We start from the raw sequence: 20,316 nt of genomic DNA, 5'->3' as shown, positions 1-20,316 counted from the left end.
GTTGTCGTCGTTGTTTTCCCTCTCTTCGGCGGAGGGCTATTTGCCGTAAACGTAATCTGGCAGCCACAGAGCGATCTGCGGGAAACACAGGATCAACGTCAACGCCAGGATCATCACCAGCACGAAAGGCAGGATCGATCCATAGATATCGCGAAGTGAGATTTCGGGTGGTGCCATCGCGCGCATCAGGAACAGGTTATAGCCAAAGGGCGGCGTCATGTAGGCAATCTGTGTGGTGATCGTGTAAAGCACGCCGTACCAGATCAGATCAAAGCCCAACTCGCCGACCAGCGGCACATAGAGCGGCGCCACGATGACCAGCATCGCGGTGTCGTCCAGAAACGTGCCCATCAGGATAAAGCTGAGCTGCATCAGGATCAGGATCACCCACGGGTTCAGGCCCAGCTTTTCGGTGAACAGGCTTTCGATGGCCTTGACCGCGCCCAGCCCGTCAAACACCGCGCCAAAGGCAAGCGCGGCAAGGATGATCCACATGAACATGCAGGAAATGCCAAGCGTGTTGCGCACCGAATTCTCGAACACTTCGCGAGTCATGCGCCCCTTGAGCACCGCCGCGCCAAACGCGGTCATCGCACCAATGGCCGAACTTTCTACAAGCGAGGTCCAGCCATTGACGAAAGGGATCATCATCGCAAAGAAGATACCAAACGGCAGCAGGCCCGCGCGCAGCAGGCGCAGTTTCTCGCCCATCGGGATATCGCGCTCTTCGGCTGGCAGGACCGGACCAAGCGACGGGTTTATCCGGCAGCGGACCACGATATAGAGAATGAACATCGCCGCCATCATCAGCCCCGGAACCACGCCCGCGAGCCAGAGCTGGCCAACCGGCTGGCGCGCGATCATCGCGTAAAGCACCAGCACAACCGAGGGCGGCACGAGAATGCCCAGAGACGATCCCGCCTGGATCACCCCGGTCACCATGCGTTTGTCATAATTGCGGCGCAGCAGTTCCGGCAGCGCGATGGTGGCCCCGATGGCCATGCCCGCAACCGACAGCCCGTTCATCGCCGAGATCAGCACCATCAACCCGATGGTGCCCACCGCGAGGCCGCCGGATAACCCGCCCATCCAGACATGGAACATCCTGTAAAGATCATCGGCAATGCGCGATTCACTGAGCACGTAGCCCATGAAGATGAACATCGGCAGGGTCAGCAGCGGGTACCATTTCATCAGCTTCATCGCCGCCGAGAACCCGAGGTCATACCCGCCCCGGTCGCCCCAGAGCAGCAGCGCCGCCACCACCGCGACAAAGCCGATGGCCCCGAACACCCGCTGACCGGTGAGCAGCATCAGCATCATCGTCGAGAACATCAGCGCCGCGATCAGTTCATAAGACATCAGGTCTTGTCTCCCATGTCCTCGCCGCACAGGCGCAGGATGTCCTTGAACAGTTCGCTGATGGCCTGAAGCAGCATCAGGGCGATACCGGTGATCATGATCACCTTGATCGGCCAGAGATATGGTCGCCAAGCCGTCGGGCTGCGCTCGCCGCCGTATTTGAACGAATAGATCGTGCTGTCGATCCCTCCCCACAGCAGGATTGCGAGGTAGAAGATCAGGAACAGCACGGTGATCGCATCGGTCCATGCCTTGCGCCGGTCGCTCCACTCGCCATAGAGCAGGTCCATGCGCACGTTGGAGCCAAGTTGCAACGAATAGGGGCCGCCAAGGATGTAATAGGCGACCATTGCGAACTGCGCCATTTCCAGCGTCCACAGCGACGGAACGCTGAACGTCTTGGAGAGCGACGACCACAGCAGGATCGCCACCATCACGAAAATGCCATACATCACGACCCGGCCAATCCGGTAATTGATCGCGTCGATGACGCGGACATAAGCCCTTAGCGCGGCAATCATGTGGGGGCCGCCACGGGCAGGGTCACGCCCAGATCGGTACAGGCGTCGGCGATCCAGCGGGCCAGCATGGATGCCATCGCCACCTGTGACCGGAGGTCACGGATCAGGTCGTTGCGTATTTCCAGCATCACGTTGGGGGCGTTGATCGGCAGGGCATGGGCGCGCAGGCTGTGGGTCACGCCGTCTTGCGGCCCATAGGGGTCGTTCACGCGCAGCCTGCGGTCTGTGTGATCGCCGGCACAGCCCATCATCGCGGCGGTCAGGCGATCATCGCTGTCATGGATCAGTCCGATCTCCACATCTCTCGGCACGCCGCGATAGACGGGGGTAAAGCTGTGGACCGTGACGATCACCGGCGGGGCCGCGAACCCGGCCAGCACCGTTTGCAACGCATCGCGGAACGGGTTGTGTATGCCGGCGATGCGGGCCTCACGTTCGCGAGGTGTCAGGGTGCAATTGCCGGGGATGTCGTGAATTTCGCTGCGAGCGGGGATGGCATCCGGGGCCTCTGGCGGGCGGTTGCAATCAAAAAGCAGGCGCGAGAGCCCCCCCGCGACCAACGGCGCATCAAGTGCTGCGCTGATCCCTTGCGCCACCGGCAGCGCACCGGGATCCCAGGCGATATGACTGTCCAGCAGACCCGCGGGCAACCCAAGCCCGTCATACCGCGCGGGTATCCGGTTCGAGGCATGTTCGCACACCACCAGCGCCGGCCCGTGCCCGTCGCGATTATGCACGGCCACCGCCGTTTCCATTGCGCCCGTTGGTGACATGTTCGAAACCGGTTCACTTCCCTCTGACTTGAAAAGTTTTCTTCACCGAGGGCCGCCCTGTCAATCGAAGTCTGAAAAAATTCCTTCACGATGCGACGGGCTGTTGATATTGTAAGCAAAACGGAGGGCGCAACGGGTGTCGGAGGCATCGGAAACCATCGCGGAGCGGTTGCAATCGGCATTCGATACGCTCACGCGGGCGGAGAAACAGCTCGCCGATTCCCTGTTGCAGGGTTATCCGGTCTCGGGCCTGAGTTCGATCACGCAGGTTGCCCAGAATGCCGAGGTGTCGACGCCGACGGTCGTGCGCATGGTGCAGAAACTGGGCTTTCCCGGCTTTCCGGCGTTTCAGGCGGCGCTGCGGGACGAGTTGGAGGCCCGGATTTCCGACCCCATCAGCAAGCGCAACATCTGGTCCGAGCGCGCGCCCGAGGCGCATATCCTGAACCGGTTTACCGATGCGGTGATGGGCAATATCCGCCAGACCCTGACCCAGATCGACCTTGAGATGTTCGAGCGGTGCTGTGCCATGCTCGCCGATGCCGAGCGGTCGGTCTATGTGGTTGGCGGGCGCATCACCCGGTCGCTGGCCGAGCATTTTTTCCTGCATATGCAGGTTCTGCGCGCGGAAGTGACCCATATCCAGTCGATCTCGAACGCCTGGCCGCACTACCTGCTGGATGTGAAGGCGGGCGACGTGGTGGTGATCTTTGATGTCCGCCGCTACGAGAACTCGACCCTCAAGCTCGCCGAAATGGCGCGCGAACGGGGGGCGGTCATCGTGCTGTTCACCGATCAATGGCGCTCGCCGGTGCATGACCTCGCGGATTGCTCGTTTTGCGGGCGGATCGTGGTGCCTTCGGCCTGGGATTCATCGGTGACGCTGCTGTTGATGCTGGAAACGGTGATCGCCGACGTGCAAGAGCGCACATGGGACAGTACCCGCGACCGGATGGAGGCGCTGGAAGAGATGTTTGACCGCACCCGCTTCTTTCGCAAGTTCACGTGACGGGAGGGGGCAGGTGAGTGTTGACAGCATCCGCAAGTTGCGCGTTTGCTGTGAAAAGGAACAAAAACGAAAACAGGGGCGGCATGTCTGTCGCAATACTGTTTCGCGGCACTGGCAGGTGTCGGGCCGTGATTCACATAATCAAGACAGGGGAATGACATGAAACACAAGATGATGATCGGCGCGGCGGTCGCGCTTTCGTTCGGCGGACTGGCGGGCGGGGTGTCGGCGGACACCCTGCGTCTGCTGACCTGGGGCGGGTACGCGCCCGATGACGTGATCGAGATGTTCGAGGCCGAGACCGGCCATACGGTCGAAGTGACCCTGTCGAACAACGAGGAAATGATCGCCAAGCTGCGCGCCACCGGTGGCGGCGGGTTCGACCTTGCCCAGCCCAGCCAGGACCGCATTGCCGGCCCCCAGGCCGAGTTCGGCATTTACAAACCCATCGACCTGAGCCGGATCGACGCCGCGCAGTTCATCGGTTCGATGCTGGCCGCGACCAAGGCCAACACCACCGTGGGCGATGATGTCTATGGCGTGCCGCATGTCTGGGGCACCAGCGGGCTGGTGCTCGATACGGCCAAGGCCGGGATGGTCAAGGATTACACCGACCTGTGCGGCGATGATGTTGCCGGCAAGGTGTCGTACCGGCTCAAGCGCCCGACGCTGATCGGCTTTGCCTATGCGATGGGGATGGACCCGTTTGCCGCCTATGGCGATCCGGCGGAATATGAAAACATCATGACCCAGGTCGAAACCGCGCTGATCGAATGCAAGCCCAACGTCAAGACATATTGGGGCGGCGGTGACGAGTTGATGGGTCTTGTGCGGTCCGGCGAGGTGGTGGCGGCGATGGCCTGGGATACCGGCGGCTGGAAGCTGAACGCCGACAATCCCGACATTACCTTTGTCGCGCCGGCCTCGGGTGCCCTGGGGTGGATCGATACCTTTGTGCTGCCCGCCAAGGGCAAGGCGGATGATGCGGCCTATGACTGGATCAACTTTGTGATGCGCCCCGAGGTGTCGGCCAAGATCACCGAGGCGGCGGGCAACTTTACCGCGTCGCAAGGTGCGGATGAATTTGCATCGGATGCGCTCAAGGCGCGGTTCCAGAGCAGCTTCCCGCCCGAAGCGATCGACAACATCAAGTGGTATCCGCCGGTTCCCGCGGGTCTCGAAGCCATCGAAGGCGGCGTTCTGGACCGGGTCAAGGCAGCCAACTAAGCAACCGAACCATCGGGCGGCATCCGCGGCAAGGCGGGTGCCGCCGTCATTTGAGGCGAGCAATAACGAACATGACACCCGATCTGGAATGCCAGGGCCTGACCAAGCGCTTTGACGAAACAACCGCCGTCAAGGGGGTCTCTTTCTCGGTCGCGCCGGGATCGTTCTTTTCGATCCTGGGCCCGTCGGGCTGTGGCAAGACGACGATCATGCGGATGATCGCGGGGTTTCTTGAACCCTCTGGCGGCGATATCCGGATCAAGGGCAAATCGGTGCTGAAGGTCGCCCCCAACAAGCGGCCGGTGAACATGGTGTTCCAGCATCTCGCGCTGTTCCCGATGATGAATGTCGCCGAAAATATCGGCTACGGACTGCGCCGCAAGGGACTGCCCGGGCCCGAGATCGCGCGCAAGGTTGGCGAGGTTCTGGAGCGCATCGGATTGCCGGGGATCGAGACCCGCAAGCCCGACGAATTGTCGGGGGGCCAGAAACAGCGCGTGGCCATCGCCCGCTGCATGGTGCTGGAACCGGATGTGCTGCTGCTGGATGAACCGCTGGGGGCGCTGGATCTCAAGCTGCGCGAACGCATGAAGATCGAGTTGAAATCGCTTCAGGCCGAGTTTGACACAACCTTTGTCTATATCACCCATGACCAGTCCGAGGCGCTGGTGATGTCGGATCAGATCGCGGTGATGAATGCCGGACAGTTCGAGCAGGTCGGCAGCGCGCGCGATCTCTATTACCGGCCGGAAACCGCCTTTGTGGCGGGGTTTGTCGGTGACAGCAACCGGTGGAGCGGCACCGTTGAACGTGCCGAGGGCAACCGTATCGCGCTGCGCACCGCCGACGGCATGTTGATCGCCGGGGCGACACAGGGCAGGCCGCTTGCCACCGGAACCGCCGCCGAGATTTTCCTGCGTCCCGAGGCGGTTCGGGTGGCCCATGATGCCGCCGATCTCGCGCATTTCGACAACCGTCTGAGCGGCGAGGTCAGCAGCCTGCTGTTCAACGGCGCGGCCAGCCGCATTCTGGTGCGCGGCGCAACCGGGCAGGAAATCGAGGTGACGCTGCCGCAATCCGGCGAGTTTGCCAACCTGTCCAAAGGCGCCCCGGTACATATCGGCTGGGCCGGGGATCAGACCGCCTGTTTCGGAGCCTGACCGATGGCGCACGGGACAAAACTGGGTTTCTACCTGTTGTTGACGCCGCTGGTATTGTGGCTGAGCCTGCTCATCATCATCCCGCATGTCGACATGGCGCTGCTGTCGCTGCGCGAACGGGTCGGGGTTGGTGAATACGCGACCAGCCTTGCCAATTACGGCAGCTTTTTTGGCGAACCCATCTACATGTGGGCCTTTCTGCGCACCGCGATGATGTCGATCCTGACGACCATCGTGACCCTGATCATCGCCTTTCCGGTGTCCTATTACATCGCCAAGATCGCCAAGGGCCGGGTACAGTCGGTGCTGTTCCTGCTGTGCCTGGTGCCGTTCTGGGTGTCGGAATTGGTGCGCACCTTCGGCTGGATGATCCTGCTGCGGGAAACCGGGCTGTTCTCATCGCTGCTGCAATGGACCGGGCTGGCCGATGGGCCGGTTGAGATGCTGTATAACGACGTCGCGATGATGGTCGGCCTGGTCTATACCTCGATGCTGTTCATGGTGGTGCCGCTGGTCACCACGCTGGAATCCCTTGACGATGCGGTGATCGAGGCCGGCTATGACCTTGGCGGGTCCGGGGTTAGCGTGCTGCGTGAGATCGTCATCCCCCATGCCACGCCGGGCATCGTGTCGGGCAGCATCGTGGTGTTCATGCTGTCTCTGGGCAACTATCTGACGCCAACCATGCTGGGTGGCAAGGACAGCCTGTGGTTCACCGAACTGATCTATTCGCAATTCATCGTGCGCTTTAACTGGGAGCTTGGCGCGGCCTTTGGCTTCATGCTGCTGATCCTGTCCTCGCTGATTGTCTGGGGCACGCTGCGCGTGACCGGTCAGACCCTTGAAAAGACGATGGGGTCCTGATGATACCGTCTATCCCCCAACCTCGCGCGGTGCGGATGATTTACAACGCTTATGTCGCGCTGTTCTTTTTCTATCTGGCGCTGCCGCTGGCGGTGGTCGCGGTTTTTGCCTTCAACGACAGCCAGTTCCCCTCGCTGCCATGGGAGGGGTTCACGTGGAGCTGGTTCTTTGGCGATGAACGCCCGATGATCGGCGTGTTCCATGACCGCAGCATCCTGCGGTCCATCGGCACATCGGCGCTTGTCGGGGTCTGCGTGGCGGGCCTGTCGGTGGCGGTGGGCACGGCCAACGCCTTTCTGTTCAACCGCTATCAGTTTCGCGGGCGCGGCGTACTTTATGTGCTGATGCTGTTACCGCTGGTCATTCCGGGGATCGTGCTGGGCATCTCGATCCTCGTGTTTTCCTCGAACGTGGCAAACAGCCTGTGGGATCACGTGGGATATGACGCGGAACTGCTGCGGCCGGGTCTGGTGCTGGTGGTACTCGGGCAGTTTTCATTTGTCACGACAATCGCGACGCTGGTGATTTCGGCACGGTTGCAGAAGTTCGACCAGACCTTGGAGGAGGCGGCGCTGAACCTTGGGGCGGACCGGTTGACGGCGGTGCGCACGATCACCTTGCCCTACCTCATGCCAGCGCTGATCGGGGCCGGGGTGGTCGCCTTTCTGATGAGTTTCGAGAACTTCAACACCACGCTGATGCTGGTCGGGTCGGATGCGCCGCTGACGATCACCATGTTCGACCGGCTCAAGGAAGGGTCGACACCGCTGCTCAATGCGGTGTCGCTGTTGTTGATGGTCGGATCATCCCTGCTGGCGCTGGTGATGATCGCGTTTCAGCGGCGTTAGCCGAGCACCTCGTTGATGGCCTCGACGGTGGCGGCCACGATGGTATCCGCCTCGTCGCGTGTCAGGCAGAAGGGCGGGGCATAGCCGATGATGTCGCCCTGCGGCATGGCGCGGGCAATCACGCTGCGTTTGGCCATTGCCGCCGCCACCGATGGGCCGACCTTGCGCGCCGGATCAAAGAACCTGCGCCCGTCGCGGTCCTCGACCAGTTCGACGGCGCAGAGCATGCCTTCGCCGCGAATCTCCCCCACATGCGGATGATCGGCGAGCGCGGCCTGCATCTGTTGGTTCAGATAGGCACCGGTTTCGCCCGCGTTGGCGACCAGGTTCAGATCGTCCAGAAGTTTCAGGTTCGCCACCCCGGCGGCGGCCCCGATGGGATGCGCCGAATAGGTCCAGCCATGGCCGATGGGGCCATTTTCATCCGTGCCCTGTTCCAGCACCTTCCACATCCTGTCTCCGACGATGGAGCCGGACAGCGGCGCATAGGCCGAGGTCAGCCCCTTGGCGATGGTGATCAGGTCGGGCTGGATGTCATAGTGATCCGACCCGAACATGCTGCCCAGCCGTCCGAACCCGGTCACCACCTCGTCCGCGACCAGCAGGATATCATGCCGGCGCAACACCTCGCGTATGGCGGGCCAGTATCCGGCGGGCGGCGGCACGATGCCACCGGTGCCCAGAACCGGTTCGCCGATAAAGGCGGCGATGGTATCGGCCCCCTCGCGTTCGATCAGCGCCTCAAGTTCCGCAACCAGATGGGCGGTAAACGCCTCTTCGCTCATGACGGCATCGGGCCGGCGATAGTAAAAGGGCGCGTCGGTGTGGATGACCTGCGCCAGCGGCAGGTCGAATTTCCGGTGAAACAGTTCAAGCCCGGTCAGCGATCCGGTCATCAGCCCGGAGCCGTGATAGCCCCGCCAGCGGCTGATGATCTTCTTCTTTTCCGGACGGCCAAGGATGTTGTTGTAATACCAGATCAGCTTGACGTTGGTTTCATTTGCATCCGAACCCGACAGGCCGAAATAGACCTTGCTCATGCCCCTGGGCGCGCGGTCGAGGATCATCGTGGCCAGGGTGATCGACGCTTCGGTGCCATGCCCGACATAGGCGTGGTAATAGGCTAGTTCCCGCGCCTGTTCCGCGATGGCTTCGGCGATTTCGGTCCGCCCATAGCCGACATTGACACAATAGAGCCCGGCAAAGGCATCCAGCAGCCGATTGCCATCGCGGTCGGTGATATGGCAGCCCGCGCCACCGGTCACGATCCGCGTGGGGCTTTCACCGCGCGCGTGCTGCGCGAGGTGGGTCGAGGGGTGAAAGAATGCCTCGCGGTCCCATTGTTCCAGTTGGTCGTTCCTGAGCATGATGCCTCCCTGTCGCAAGTCGCGCCGGTCCGGATGTCCTGATGGCCAGTGTTAGGCACTGTGGCGCGCGGGTGCAAACAGGATGATCAAAGGGCGGGCTTGACCGGCTGAGCAATCGGGCGGAGGGTTCACCCGGGCGCCGACCATCAGCCAGAGGAGCCGCGCATGACCACGTTCGAGGCGAATTTCACCACCGGCGAATACCTGCGCCGGATCGACAATACCCGCGCCCGGATGGCCAAGCAGGGGCTGGATGCCCTCGTGGTCAGCGATCCGTCGAACATGTCGTGGCTGTCGGGCTATGACGGCTGGTCGTTCTACGTCCACCAATGCGTGATCCTCGGGCAGGCGGGCGAACCGGTCTGGTGGGGGCGGGGCATGGATGCCCTGGGTGCGCGGCGCACGGTGTTCATGCAGGACGATTGCATCCGGGGTTATGACGACACCTATGTGCAGAACCCGGACAAGCACCCGATGCAGGACCTGTCGCGCCTCTTGGCCGAGCTTGGGCTTGGCAAGGCGCGTATCGGTGTCGAGATGGACAATTACTATTACTCGGCGGCGGCGCATCGCACGCTTGAACGCTGCCTGCCCGAGGTGTCGTTTTTGGATGCCACCGGGCTGGTCAACTGGCAGCGGGCGGTGAAATCCGAACGCGAGATCGAGTACATGCAGCGCGCCGCCCGGATCGTCGAAGCGATGCACGATCATATCCTTGAGGTTGCAGAACCGGGGATGCGCAAGAATGATCTGGTGGCCGAGATCTATTCGGCGGGCATTCGCGGCGCGGATGGTTATTGGGGGGACTACCCGGCCATCGTGCCGATGGCTCCATCGGGCATGGATGCCACGGCGCCGCACCTGACATGGGACGACCGGCCGATGGTCGCGGGCGAAGCGACATTTTTCGAGATCGCCGGCGCGCATCGGCGCTATCAATGCCCACAATCGCGCACCCTGTTCTTTGGTCGGGTGCCGCAAAAATACCTTGATGCCGAGGCTGCCGTTCTCGAGGCGATCGACGCGGGGCTCGAAATGGCGCGGCCGGGCAACCAGGCCCAGGACATCGCCAACGCCTTTAACGCAACGCTCAACAAGGCCGGGTTCAGCAAGGACAGCCGCTGTGGTTATGCCATCGGCATCAGCTATCCACCGGATTGGGGCGAGCGGACAATTTCATTCCGGCGCGGAGACATGACGGTGCTCGAACCGGGCATGACGTTCCATTTCATGCCGGCGCTGTGGCTCGATGACGGTGGCCTTGAAATCACCGAACCGATCCGCATCACCCGGGACGGGTACGCGTGTTTTTGCAACACCCGGCGCGCGCTGTTCGTGAAATAGCCCGTTACCGGCCCGGACCACGCGTCGCCGCGAGGCCAAGAGCGTCCTCAAGGGCGCTGAGCGCCTGTCCCAGTGCGTCGCGATCCTCCGGGCTCAGCCGTTCGAGAATGCGGGTCTCCCTGTCGCGCATCGGGCCGACCAGATCGCAATAGGCGCGGTGCCCCGCCGCTGTGAGGGTCAGCATCTCCGAGCGGCGATCATTCGGGTCCGGGTCGCGGGTCAGCCACCGGCGCTGTTCCAGGGCGCGGACCGCGCGGCTGATCCGTGTCTTGTGCTGGGCACTATGCGCTCCGACCTCCTTGGCGGTGGCGGTTCCCAGATCGGCCAACGCCACCAGAACGCGCCATTCCGGACGGTTCAGACCGAAATGGTCACGATAGATCGGTTTGATCTCCTGGCTTACCGCTTCGGACAGGCAGTTCAGCCGGTAGGGCAGGAATTCGCTCAGGGTCAGCCCCATCTGTTTGGCCTCTTGTTGCATATGAAACTGTTGCAATCATAAATCACCCGCCTCCGTCCACAAGGGGCGCAGGTATCGGGCGATGGGCGGCCCCGTGAGGCATCGGGCCGGGATTTGGGCGTTTTGCCGCCCCGCGGGCCGGAATACCGGTTCACCCTGCCGGGTGCAGGCGCTATTAGGCGGCCATATTCAGATCACCGGAGCCCTGCCATGCCTGCCCCCAAACCCGTTGTGTTGTGTATCCTCGATGGTTGGGGGCTGTCCGAGCAGACCGACGGCAACGCGCCGCGGCTGGCCCGGACACCGGCCTTTGACGCAATCATGCAGGACGGGCCGCAATCGACCCTGACCACCCATGGCCCCGATGTCGGGCTGCCCAGCGGGCAAATGGGCAATTCCGAGGTGGGACATACCAATATCGGGGCCGGGCGCGTGGTAGCGATGGACCTTGGCCAGATCGACCTGGCGATCGAGGATGGCAGCTTTTTTGCGAATGCGGCCTTGCTGGCCTTTGTCGAGGACCTGCGGCGCAGCGGCGGCACCGCGCACCTGATGGGGCTGGTGTCGGATGGCGGGGTGCATGGGCATCTCAACCACATCGCCGCCGCCGCCAGGGCGATTTCCGATGCCGGGGTTCCGGTTGTGTTGCACGCGATCACCGACGGGCGCGATGTCGCTCCGAAATCCGCCGAGACCTACCTGCGTGGATTGTCGGCCATTCTACCCGAAGCGGTGCGGATCGTCACAGTGTCGGGGCGCTATTTCGCGATGGATCGCGACAATCGGTGGGAGCGGGTGCAACAGGCCTATGACGCGATGATCCGGGCACGGGGGAACGCCGCGCAAACCGCCGAAAGCGCCGTGGCCGATGCCTATGCGCGGGGCGAGACCGATGAATTCATCCGGCCTGCGGTAATCGGGGATTATGCGGGCGTGCAGGACGGTGACGGGTTTTTTTGCCTGAACTTCCGCGCAGACCGTGCCCGCGAGATCCTGGCGGCAATCGGTCAGCCGGAGTTCGACGGGTTTGACACCGGCCCGCGCCCGGCGCTTGCGGGTTTTTTGGGCATGGTCGACTATTCGGATGCGCATTGCGGCTACATGACCACCGCCTATCCCAAGGCCGAGATCGTCAACACGCTGGGCGCCTGGGTCGCGGCACAGGGCAAGCGCCAGTTCCGGCTGGCCGAGACCGAGAAATACCCGCATGTCACGTTCTTTCTGAACGGAGGCAAGGAACAGCCCGAAGAGGGCGAAGACCGGTTCATGCCGAAATCGCCCAAGGTTGCGACCTATGATCTGCAACCCGAGATGTCGGCGGGCGAAGTGACCGACAAATTTGTCGAGGCGATCCATGCGGGCTATGACCTGATCGTCACCAACTATGCCAATCCGGACATGGTCGGGCATACCGGCGATCTGAACGCGGCGATCAAGGCTTGCGAAGCGGTAGACCAGGGTTTGTCGCGGGTGGTCGCCGCCCTGCGCGAGGTGGGGGGGGCCATGATCGTGACGGCGGATCACGGCAATTGCGAGATGATGATCGACCCGGAAACCGGCGGGCCGCACACGGCGCATACGCTCAACCCGGTGCCGGTGGCGTTGGTCAACGGGCCCGAGGGCGCGGCGCTGCGCGATGGCGGACGGCTGTGCGATCTCGCGCCGACGCTGCTTGCGCTGATGGAGTTGCCGCAACCGCCCGAGATGACCGGCGAGAGCCTGCTCAGATGATCCTGCGCCTCGCCCTGTGCGCCGGGCTTTTCTGGGGCACGGCCATCGCGGCCCAGACCGATCCCGCGACTGCCGCGATTGAACGGTTGCGGGCGGCGGAGCGTTCCCTGGCCGAGGCCGTGGACGCGCCCGACCCGGTTCGCGCGCTGACCCGGACGATACATGCCTACGAGGCCGGAATGGATGCGATGGGCGACGGGTTGCGCGCGGCGGCGACCCGCGAGGCTCAACTCAGCCAGGCGCTTGTGCTGCAAGAGGCCGAGATCGCGCGATTTCTCATGGCGTTGCAGGCCGCCGAAACCGCGCCGCCGGTCTTTGCCGTGACCCATCCGGCGGGGCCGGTCGGCGCGGCGCGGGTGCAGATGATGATGGCCGAGATGAAACCGGTGCTGGCGGAACGCGCGGCAAGGCTTCGGATCGCGCTGGATGAGTTGCAGACCCTGCAAACGGCGCAGGGGCAGGCCGCCGATGTGCTGCGCGATGCGCTGGCCGGTGCCGAGCAGGCGCGCGCCGCCCTGGGGCCAGAGATGGCCGGACGGACCGACGTGCCGCAACATTTCGCCGAAGACCCGGTCAGAACCGCGATCCTTGTGTCATCCGTCGATACGCTTGACGATTTCATCGGCGGGCTGTCGCAGATTTCGGCACGGCCGATCGCGCCCTATCCCGGCGATGCGAGCGGACGCAAGGGCGCGCTGGACCTGCCGGTCGCCGGCGAGGTGCAGCCCGCTGACGAAGATGGCATGACCGTCCTGACGCGCGCACGGGCGCTGGTTACTGCGCCGGTATCGGCAACCATCCGGTATCGCGGCCCGTTGCTGGACATGGGAAACGCGGTGATCCTTGAGCCGCAGCCGGATATGCTGATCGTCATCGCCGGGCTACGCGATGTGCTGGGGCGCACCGGTGATGCCATATCCGCCGGAACACCGGTGGGATTCATGGGCGGAAACGCCCCTGAAATCGGCACAATTCTGTCACTAAGCGGTGATGCCACTGGTACTCTCTACTCAGAAGCGCTCTATATGGAAGTCAGAGAGGGCGGGCGGCCGGTCGATCCGGCAACGTGGTTCCGAACCGATAAGGATGGATAAACGAACATGAAGAAATTCGTGATGGCTGCCCTGGGCGGCACGCTTGCGGGGGTTGTGGCGACGACACAGATCGCTGGCCCGCTGGTGGCAGAGGAAAACGAGCGCAGCGCAAACGTCTATGAACAGCTCGACCTGTTTGGCGATATCTTTGAACGCATTCGCGCGCAATATGTCGAACAGGTGGACGAGGCCGAGCTGATCGAGGCGGCGATCGACGGCATGCTGACATCGCTGGACCCGCATTCCAGCTACTTGTCGCCCGATGATGCCACCCAGATGCGGGTGCAGACCCGCGGCGAATTTGGCGGCCTGGGGATCGAGGTGACGCAGGAGGAAGGCTTTGTCAAAGTCGTCTCGCCCATCGATGGCACCCCGGCGGACGAGGCTGGCATGGAGGCGGGCGACTTTATCACCCATGTGGATGGAGAGAGCCTGCTGGGCCTGACGCTGGACAAAGCGGTTGACATGATGCGCGGGCCGGTCGGCTCGGAAATCGTGATCACCGTGGTCCGCGAGGGCGAGAACGAACCCTTTGACGTTTCGATCATTCGCGACACCATCAAGCTCACCGCCGTGCGGACCCGTAGCGAGGGCGAAAGCGTGGTGCTGAGGGTGACGACCTTTAACGACCAGACGACCCCGAACCTCGAAGCGGGGCTCAAGGAACAGATCGAAGCGGCCGGTGGTCTTGACAATATCAACGGCGTGGTGCTGGACCTGCGCAACAATCCGGGCGGCCTGCTGACACAGGCGATCTCGGTCTCGGATGCCTTTCTGGACGAGGGCGAGATCGTCAGCACACGCGGGCGCAACGTTGCCGATGGCGAGCGGTTCAACGCGACCGAGGGCGACCTGATCGAGGGCAAGCCGATGGTGGTGCTGATCAATGGCGGCTCTGCCTCGGCGTCGGAAATCGTGGCCGGTGCCCTGCAGGATCATCGCCGCGCCATCGTCGTCGGCACCAAGAGCTTTGGCAAGGGGTCGGTCCAGACCGTGATGCCGCTGCGTGGGGACGGGGCGATGCGCCTGACCACCGCGCGCTATTACACGCCGTCGGGCCGCTCGATCCAGGCGCTTGGCGTGTCGCCCGACATCGTGGTGGCCCAGCCCCGGCGCGAACCCGAGAGCGAGGATGAAGAAGAGGCCAGCACCGCGGCCCGCATCCGCTCGGAAGCGGACCTGCGCGGGCGCTTGAACAACGACAGCCTGTCCGAAGACGAGATCCGCCAGATCGAGGAAGATCGCGAAAAGGCCGAGAAATCCGCCGAATTGCGGGAAGAGGATTATCAGCTGGCCTATGCCATCGACATTCTCAAGGGGCTGTCGGCCCTGGGCCCGAAAAACTAGACGCCCTCCGAAACTCTGAAAAAGGCCGCGCATCGTTTGCGCGGCCTTTGTTGTTTCGGTCGCAGCGGGCGTCAGGCCCTGTCCAGAACCAGATGCGGCTGACCATCCGAGGTCTTTTCCACCGTGACCCCCTTGCGGTCGACAACCGCGTTGATCTGCGAGCGCAGGTTGCTCATGCTTTCAAAGCGGATCACGTCGACTGGCGCATCAAAGCGCAGGGTCAGGTGATAACGCGCGCCATCCGCCATTTCCCGCAGACCAATGATTTCACCGCTAAAGCGTTGTCCCAGATAGGCCCCCTTGACCTTCTGACCAAGCTGGTAGGGGCTGGGCGGGGCGTTGCCGGTCAGCGCGTGCAACGTGTTCCAGTCGCGGTGCCCCAGTTGACGGGCCAGCAATTCGAGCGACTGGCTGTGGGAAACCGCGTGGCCGGTTGCCGATAGCGCCTGGCGCAATGCGCGGGCCTGGGATTTCAGGTCATCCAATGACATGTTGAGCGTGGACATATCACACCTCGTTCCTTTCCTGATGCGGAAAATCCGGTTGGGGCTCGCGTTGCCAACGTACCGCATGAAGAAGAGCGGAGTGTCGATATCAGGATGAGCTTCACCATGGCATGGCCAGCGAGCGGCAGGGGCTCATCACCCTGAGCGGCAGATAGGGGCCCGATGCGCCAAGGTCAACCCCCGTCGGTTTCCGGGGTTTCGCGGCAATGCCGGCGAAACGCACGTTTGAGCATGTCCAGTTCGGCACGTAGCAGATCGACCTCGGCCCGCAGGTTGTCGGCAGCCGCATCCCCGGCGATCAGGGCAAATTCGCCCAGCTTGGCGTCGCGGCTTGCATCCAGGATCACGAATGTCTGGATACCGTCGCTCAGTGCCCATCCGGGCACCGGGACCACGAGGTTCCATTGCCCCGGCGCGCTGCCCTCGGTCAGTTCCACGCCCTCTACGACCTGATCGAGGTGACGCACTTCGATCCGTGGTCGCGCCCCGCGCGCGGGGCCGGACACGCGCCCTTCCCAGTGGCCCTGGGCAAAGCGGGTCTTGGTCAGTGTCAGGTCACTCATCACGGAACTTTCTGGTTACAACGCGGCACGGCGGTGCCGGGCAAAGGTCAGGTCACGCAGGATCACCTGGTTCATTTCGGGGGTTTCAAAGATCAGATCAAGCCAGATTTTCTCGATCCGCCGTTCGTTGAGCCGTGTGCCGGCCAGATCGAAATCCACCCGCGCGGCGCTGTCCTGCGCTGCCAGCTTGCGGGAGATTTGCTCGGTGTTGGGGCCGTTCTGGATGTTGAGCCGGGCATAGATGCCCAGTGGGGATTCGACCTCCAGGATGGTCTCGACGCGCAGGATGTGATCGCGGTGCAGCCTCTCGGCCGCCGCGCCGGGCAGGTCGATGGCCAGCGACAGGAAGGACCCGTCAAACCGGAACACATCCATCCGCAGTCCGAAGGGGGCCAGATCCTGCACCCGCGTGTTGCGCAGCTGGCGCAGGGTCAGTTCGGAGGCAGAGCAATCGTGAAACACCCGGACCTCGGTCCCGAGCGCGGCCTCGCTTGGAGCGGAACTCAGCCCGGGACGGTGCAGCGGGCCGCACCACAGGGCCGGGCGCCAGGCCCAGTCGGTGCCATGCGGACGCGGGAACGAGGACGACCCGAGTTTCGGCAAGGCCAGCCGCCCGTCCGCGACATGTATCAGGCGATCCAGTTCGACCGACAGGCGGCGGGCTTCGTTGCGCTGCTGGCGCAGATCCGCCAGGTCGGCATGCTCGGCGTCATCGGCAGCCCGTCGCCAGCGGCGTCGGGTCCGTGTATGCCGCAGCCGGTTGATCAGTTTGCTCATTCGTCGCTCTGCCGCCAAGTCAGTTTCCTTGGGGAGTATTTAACGAATTCGTTGCGATGGGATAAACCGGCAAACGTGCCGTCATGTGCATTCGACGCGATCCTGCACGTTCAAAAGGGAACGCCCGGGCGGATTGGAGCCCGCCCGGGCGTCGCTTTACAGGTCCATGTAGACGTGTTTTTCCGCGTCGCCACCGGGATGCGTCACCGCCCCTTTATAGGTCGCGCCGACGAGCTGGGCGTATTTCCAGAGCGCGCCAGAGGCATAGATCGTTTCGCGCGGGCCTTTCCAGTCGGCCTTGCGGGCTTCCAGTTCCTCGTCGCTCAGGTCAACGCTGATTTCGCCGTTGGGCGCATCGATGGTGATGATGTCGCCGGTCTTGATCAGTGCGATCGGGCCGCCCTGTGCCGCTTCGGGGCCGACATGGCCGACACAGAAGCCACGGGTCGCGCCCGAGAACCGGCCATCGGTGATCAGCGCAACCTTTTTGCCCATGCCCTGACCCGAAAGCGCCGCCGTGGTCGACAGCATTTCGCGCATGCCGGGGCCGCCTGCGGGGCCTTCGTTGCGGATGACGATGACTTCGCCTTCTTCATAGCCGCGAGCCTTGACTGCTTCAAACGCGTCTTCCTCGCATTCGAACACGCGGGCCGGGCCGACGAAACGCTGGTGGTTGGCCGGGATGCCCGCAACCTTGACGATGGCACCTTCGGGCGCAAGATTGCCCTTGAGCCCGACCACGCCGCCGGTCTTGGTCAGCGGGTTCTCGATGGGATAGATCACGCGGCCATCGGCCACGCGGTCGATCTTGTCGAGCTCTTCGCCGATGGTGTTGCCGGTCGCGGTCATGCAGTCTTCGTGGATCAGACCGGCCTTGCGCAGTTCCTTCATCACTACAGGAATGCCGCCCGCGTCATACAAATCCTTGGCGACATACTGGCCGCCGGGCTTCAGATCGACGAAATAGGGCGTGTCGCGGAAGATGTCGCAGACGTCTTGCAGGAAGAAATCGATGCCAGCCTCGTGCGCGATGGCGGGCAGGTGCAGACCTGCGTTTGTCGAACCGCCGGTACAGGCCACCACGCGGGCGGCGTTCTCCAGCGACTTGCGGGTCACGACATCGCGGGCGCGGATGTTTTTCTCAAGCAGGTTCATCACCGCCTGACCCGAAGCTTCGGCATATTGGTCGCGGGATTCATACGGCGCGGGCATGCCCGAACTGTTCATCAGGGCAAGGCCGATGGCTTCGGAGACACAGGCCATGGTGTTGGCGGTGAACTGGCCACCGCAGGCACCGGCAGACGGGCAGGCGACGCGTTCGAGCATATCAAGTGCCGCGTCCGACATGGTGCCGTTCTGGTGACGGCCGACGGCCTCGAACATGTCTTGAACGGTCAGGTCGCGGGTGCGGAAGTCTTCGGGAATTTCATCGACCTGTGGCGCTTTGCCCGGAAGGATCGAGCCGCCATAGATAAAGACCGAGGGGGTGTTCAGCCGGACCATGGCCATCATCATGCCCGGCAGGGACTTGTCACAGCCCGCCAACCCGACAAGCGCGTCATAGCAGTGGCCACGCATGGTGAGTTCGACAGTGTCGGCAATCGCCTCGCGGCTGGCAAGCGAACTGCGCATGCCCTCGTGACCCATGGCGATGCCGTCGGTCACGGTGATGGTGGTGAATTCGCGCGGGGTGCCCGACGCGGCCTTGACGCCGAGCTTGACCGCCTGTGCCTGACGGTTGAGCGAGATGTTACACGGCGCCGCTTCGTTCCAGCAGGTCGCGACACCGATCAGGGGTTGGTGGATTTCCTCGTCGCTGACCCCCATCGCATACATATACGACCGGTGCGGCGCGCGCTCGGGCCCCTCGGTCACGTGGCGGCTGGGCAGGTTGGTCTTGTCGAACTTACGCTTGAGCATGGCGGGCCTCCGGAAAACTAGCTGAGATCGGGAATAGCCGCGCGCCCGATGAGGTACAAGGGTGAAGCTAGGCCGTGGCCAGCCTTATCGGGCGTTCGCGGATCGGCAAATGGACCAGGGCGCTCAAGGCACCAACGGCAATGCCGATCCACCAGACCATCGTGTAATCCCCATAGGCGTCATACATCCGCCCCCCGAGCCAGACGCCGAGAAAGCTGCCCAGCTGGTGGCTGAAAAAGATGATGCCATACAGCGTGCCCATGTAGCGCAGCCCGTATATCTGTCCGACCAGCCCCGAGGTCAGCGGAATCGTTGCCAGCCAGAGCGTGCCCATGCCCAGGGAAAACAGCACCACCGACAGCGGCGTGATCGGCAACAGGATAAAAATGGCCGCAAGCACCGTGCGACCTGTGTAGATCGCCGCAAGCAGATATTTCTTGGAGAACCGGTTGCCGGCCCAGCCCGCGATCAGCGTGCCCGCCACGTTGGCCAGCCCGATCAGGGAAATCGCAATGGCCCCAAGCGCCGAGGTGGTGGTGATGCCGATACCGTGCAGAATGCCACCAGGCAGGATCGGGCCGCACAGTTCGGTCACGAAGGCCGGAAAATGCGCGGTGATAAAGCCAAGTTGATACCCACAGCTGAAAAAGCCCATGAAGATCATCAGGAATGTCGGATCGCGCAGCGCCTGGCCGACGACCTGACCCATGCCCTGACCCGCTTCGATGGGGGCTGGCCGCGCCGGGGCGCGCATGAGGGGCAAGGTAAGGATCATGGCGAGAATCGCGGCGGCAAAGATCACGAATACCTGCTGCCATGCCAGGAAACCAAGCAGCCATTCGACCAGCGGCGGACCGACGATCTGGCCCCCGCTGCCCGCCGCGGTGACAATGGCCAGCGACATCGATCGGTTCTCGTCGCTTGCGGCGCGAGCGACCACCGCCAGGATGACGCCGAACCCGGTGCCGGCGATGCCAAACCCCACAAGCCACGAATAGGCCTGGTGTTCCAGCGGCGTGACCGATTGCGCCGAGAGCAGCAGGCCAAGCGCATAGATCAAGGCACCGGCAATGATCGATTTGCGATCCCCGACCTTCTCCGCAAGGGCGCCAAAGATCGGCTGCCCCACCCCCCAGGCCAGATTCTGGATCGCGATCGCCATGGAAAACTCTGCCCTGAGCCAACCGAATTCTTCGGCAATCGGGATCTGGAACACGCCATATGATCCGCGAATGGCAAAGCTGACCAGGATTATGGCACAGCCCACCAGCAGAACGGGCGTGAACAAAGGCGTTTTCTGATACATCTCGGGGCTCCTGCGGTGCGATCCGGGAGAGTAGTGGAAAGGTCTGTAATCGCAATTCAGGATTTTTTGCCCGTCGCATCACAATCGTTGATGTGTTGGCTTGATCCACCCGCTTTTCAACGGACCGTGGGCGCGCT

The 20,316-nt window shown here is 63.0% G+C and carries 19 protein-coding genes; 9 read left to right on the top strand and 10 right to left on the bottom strand.

What is annotated here, in order from left to right; translation table 11 throughout:
• Positions 1 to 36: 36 nt before the first annotated feature.
• From ACP15R_RS06790 to ACP15R_RS06780, 3 genes are read right to left on the bottom strand one after another with little or no spacing between them, the layout of a single operon-like run.
• On the bottom strand, positions 37 to 1,362 hold the full coding sequence (locus ACP15R_RS06790) for a TRAP transporter large permease (RefSeq protein WP_424985635.1): 1,326 nt from the start codon (positions 1,360 to 1,362) through the stop codon (positions 37 to 39).
• Positions 1,362 to 1,883, bottom strand: a complete 522-nt coding sequence (locus ACP15R_RS06785) for a TRAP transporter small permease subunit (RefSeq protein WP_424985634.1) — start codon at positions 1,881 to 1,883, stop codon at positions 1,362 to 1,364. The genes ACP15R_RS06790 and ACP15R_RS06785 overlap by 1 nt, the downstream gene beginning before the upstream one ends.
• On the bottom strand, positions 1,880 to 2,656 hold the full coding sequence (locus ACP15R_RS06780; RefSeq protein ID WP_424985633.1) for an N-formylglutamate amidohydrolase: 777 nt from the start codon (positions 2,654 to 2,656) through the stop codon (positions 1,880 to 1,882). Before ACP15R_RS06780 ends, ACP15R_RS06785 begins: the two co-directional genes overlap by 4 nt.
• Before the next feature lie 136 nt (positions 2,657 to 2,792).
• Between ACP15R_RS06780 and ACP15R_RS06775 the strand changes: the two genes are divergently transcribed.
• The 5 genes from ACP15R_RS06775 to ACP15R_RS06755 all read left to right on the top strand — a co-directional run bounded on the left by ACP15R_RS06775 (position 2,793) and on the right by ACP15R_RS06755 (position 7,764).
• Complete coding sequence (locus ACP15R_RS06775) at positions 2,793 to 3,665, top strand: MurR/RpiR family transcriptional regulator (RefSeq protein WP_424985632.1); 873 nt, start codon at positions 2,793 to 2,795, stop codon at positions 3,663 to 3,665.
• Positions 3,666 to 3,824: 159 nt separating this feature from the next.
• Positions 3,825 to 4,892, top strand: a complete 1,068-nt coding sequence (locus tag ACP15R_RS06770; protein WP_424985631.1) for an extracellular solute-binding protein — start codon at positions 3,825 to 3,827, stop codon at positions 4,890 to 4,892.
• A gap of 71 nt (positions 4,893 to 4,963) precedes the next feature.
• Positions 4,964 to 6,052 (top strand): ABC transporter ATP-binding protein, encoded by a 1,089-nt coding sequence (locus tag ACP15R_RS06765; protein ID WP_424985630.1) that lies wholly within the window; start codon positions 4,964 to 4,966, stop codon positions 6,050 to 6,052.
• A 3-nt stretch (positions 6,053 to 6,055) separates the two neighbouring features.
• Positions 6,056 to 6,916 carry an ABC transporter permease gene (locus tag ACP15R_RS06760; protein WP_424985629.1) on the top strand — a complete coding sequence of 287 codons (861 nt, stop codon included), beginning with the start codon at positions 6,056 to 6,058 and terminating at the stop codon, positions 6,914 to 6,916.
• Positions 6,916 to 7,764: an ABC transporter permease gene (locus ACP15R_RS06755; RefSeq protein WP_424985628.1), complete on the top strand. Its 849-nt coding sequence runs from the start codon at positions 6,916 to 6,918 to the stop codon at positions 7,762 to 7,764. Before ACP15R_RS06760 ends, ACP15R_RS06755 begins: the two co-directional genes overlap by 1 nt.
• Here the strand turns inward: ACP15R_RS06755 and ACP15R_RS06750 are convergent.
• Positions 7,761 to 9,131 (bottom strand): aspartate aminotransferase family protein, encoded by a 1,371-nt coding sequence (locus ACP15R_RS06750; RefSeq protein WP_424985627.1) that lies wholly within the window; start codon positions 9,129 to 9,131, stop codon positions 7,761 to 7,763. The genes ACP15R_RS06755 and ACP15R_RS06750 overlap by 4 nt on opposite strands.
• A 165-nt stretch (positions 9,132 to 9,296) precedes the next feature.
• On the opposite strand from ACP15R_RS06750, the gene doeA reads away from it, so the two are divergent.
• Positions 9,297 to 10,475 (top strand): ectoine hydrolase DoeA, encoded by a 1,179-nt coding sequence (gene doeA, locus ACP15R_RS06745; RefSeq protein ID WP_424985626.1) that lies wholly within the window; start codon positions 9,297 to 9,299, stop codon positions 10,473 to 10,475.
• 4 nt (positions 10,476 to 10,479) lie between these two features.
• Here doeA and ACP15R_RS06740 read toward each other — a convergent pair whose 3' ends face one another.
• Positions 10,480 to 10,971, bottom strand: a complete 492-nt coding sequence (locus ACP15R_RS06740; protein WP_424985625.1) for a MarR family winged helix-turn-helix transcriptional regulator — start codon at positions 10,969 to 10,971, stop codon at positions 10,480 to 10,482.
• Between the two features lie 174 nt (positions 10,972 to 11,145).
• Here ACP15R_RS06740 and gpmI point away from each other — a divergent pair, with 174 nt between their 5' ends.
• The 3 genes from gpmI to ACP15R_RS06725 are packed head-to-tail and all read left to right on the top strand — an operon-like array spanning position 11,146 to position 15,107.
• Positions 11,146 to 12,666: a 2,3-bisphosphoglycerate-independent phosphoglycerate mutase gene (gene gpmI / locus ACP15R_RS06735; protein WP_424985624.1), complete on the top strand. Its 1,521-nt coding sequence runs from the start codon at positions 11,146 to 11,148 to the stop codon at positions 12,664 to 12,666.
• The gene (locus ACP15R_RS06730; protein ID WP_424985623.1) at positions 12,663 to 13,760 is read left to right on the top strand and encodes a murein hydrolase activator EnvC family protein; all 1,098 of its coding nucleotides are present in this window, start codon (positions 12,663 to 12,665) and stop codon (positions 13,758 to 13,760) included. The genes gpmI and ACP15R_RS06730 overlap by 4 nt, the downstream gene beginning before the upstream one ends.
• Positions 13,761 to 13,766: 6 nt before the next feature.
• Positions 13,767 to 15,107 (top strand): S41 family peptidase, encoded by a 1,341-nt coding sequence (locus ACP15R_RS06725; protein ID WP_424985622.1) that lies wholly within the window; start codon positions 13,767 to 13,769, stop codon positions 15,105 to 15,107.
• 71 nt (positions 15,108 to 15,178) lie between these two features.
• Here ACP15R_RS06725 and ACP15R_RS06720 read toward each other — a convergent pair whose 3' ends face one another.
• The 5 genes from ACP15R_RS06720 to ACP15R_RS06700 all read right to left on the bottom strand — a co-directional run bounded on the left by ACP15R_RS06720 (position 15,179) and on the right by ACP15R_RS06700 (position 20,179).
• Positions 15,179 to 15,613, bottom strand: a complete 435-nt coding sequence (locus ACP15R_RS06720) for a glyoxalase superfamily protein (RefSeq protein WP_424985621.1) — start codon at positions 15,611 to 15,613, stop codon at positions 15,179 to 15,181.
• Between the two features lie 173 nt (positions 15,614 to 15,786).
• On the bottom strand, positions 15,787 to 16,176 hold the full coding sequence (locus ACP15R_RS06715; protein ID WP_424985620.1) for a hypothetical protein: 390 nt from the start codon (positions 16,174 to 16,176) through the stop codon (positions 15,787 to 15,789).
• A gap of 15 nt (positions 16,177 to 16,191) precedes the next feature.
• A complete protein-coding gene (locus ACP15R_RS06710) occupies positions 16,192 to 16,953 on the bottom strand; it encodes a DUF6478 family protein (RefSeq protein ID WP_424985619.1) in 762 nt (253 codons plus the stop codon).
• Between the two features lie 156 nt (positions 16,954 to 17,109).
• Positions 17,110 to 18,873 carry a dihydroxy-acid dehydratase gene (ilvD, locus tag ACP15R_RS06705; RefSeq protein WP_424985618.1) on the bottom strand — a complete coding sequence of 588 codons (1,764 nt, stop codon included), beginning with the start codon at positions 18,871 to 18,873 and terminating at the stop codon, positions 17,110 to 17,112.
• A gap of 67 nt (positions 18,874 to 18,940) precedes the next feature.
• Positions 18,941 to 20,179, bottom strand: coding sequence for an MFS transporter (locus tag ACP15R_RS06700; protein ID WP_424985617.1), 1,239 nt, complete (start codon positions 20,177 to 20,179; stop codon positions 18,941 to 18,943).
• Positions 20,180 to 20,316: the final 137 nt, after the last annotated feature.

The organism is Microbulbifer sp. S227A (genome assembly GCF_049800935.1).
This window is presented reverse-complemented; position numbering and strand designations above follow the sequence as displayed.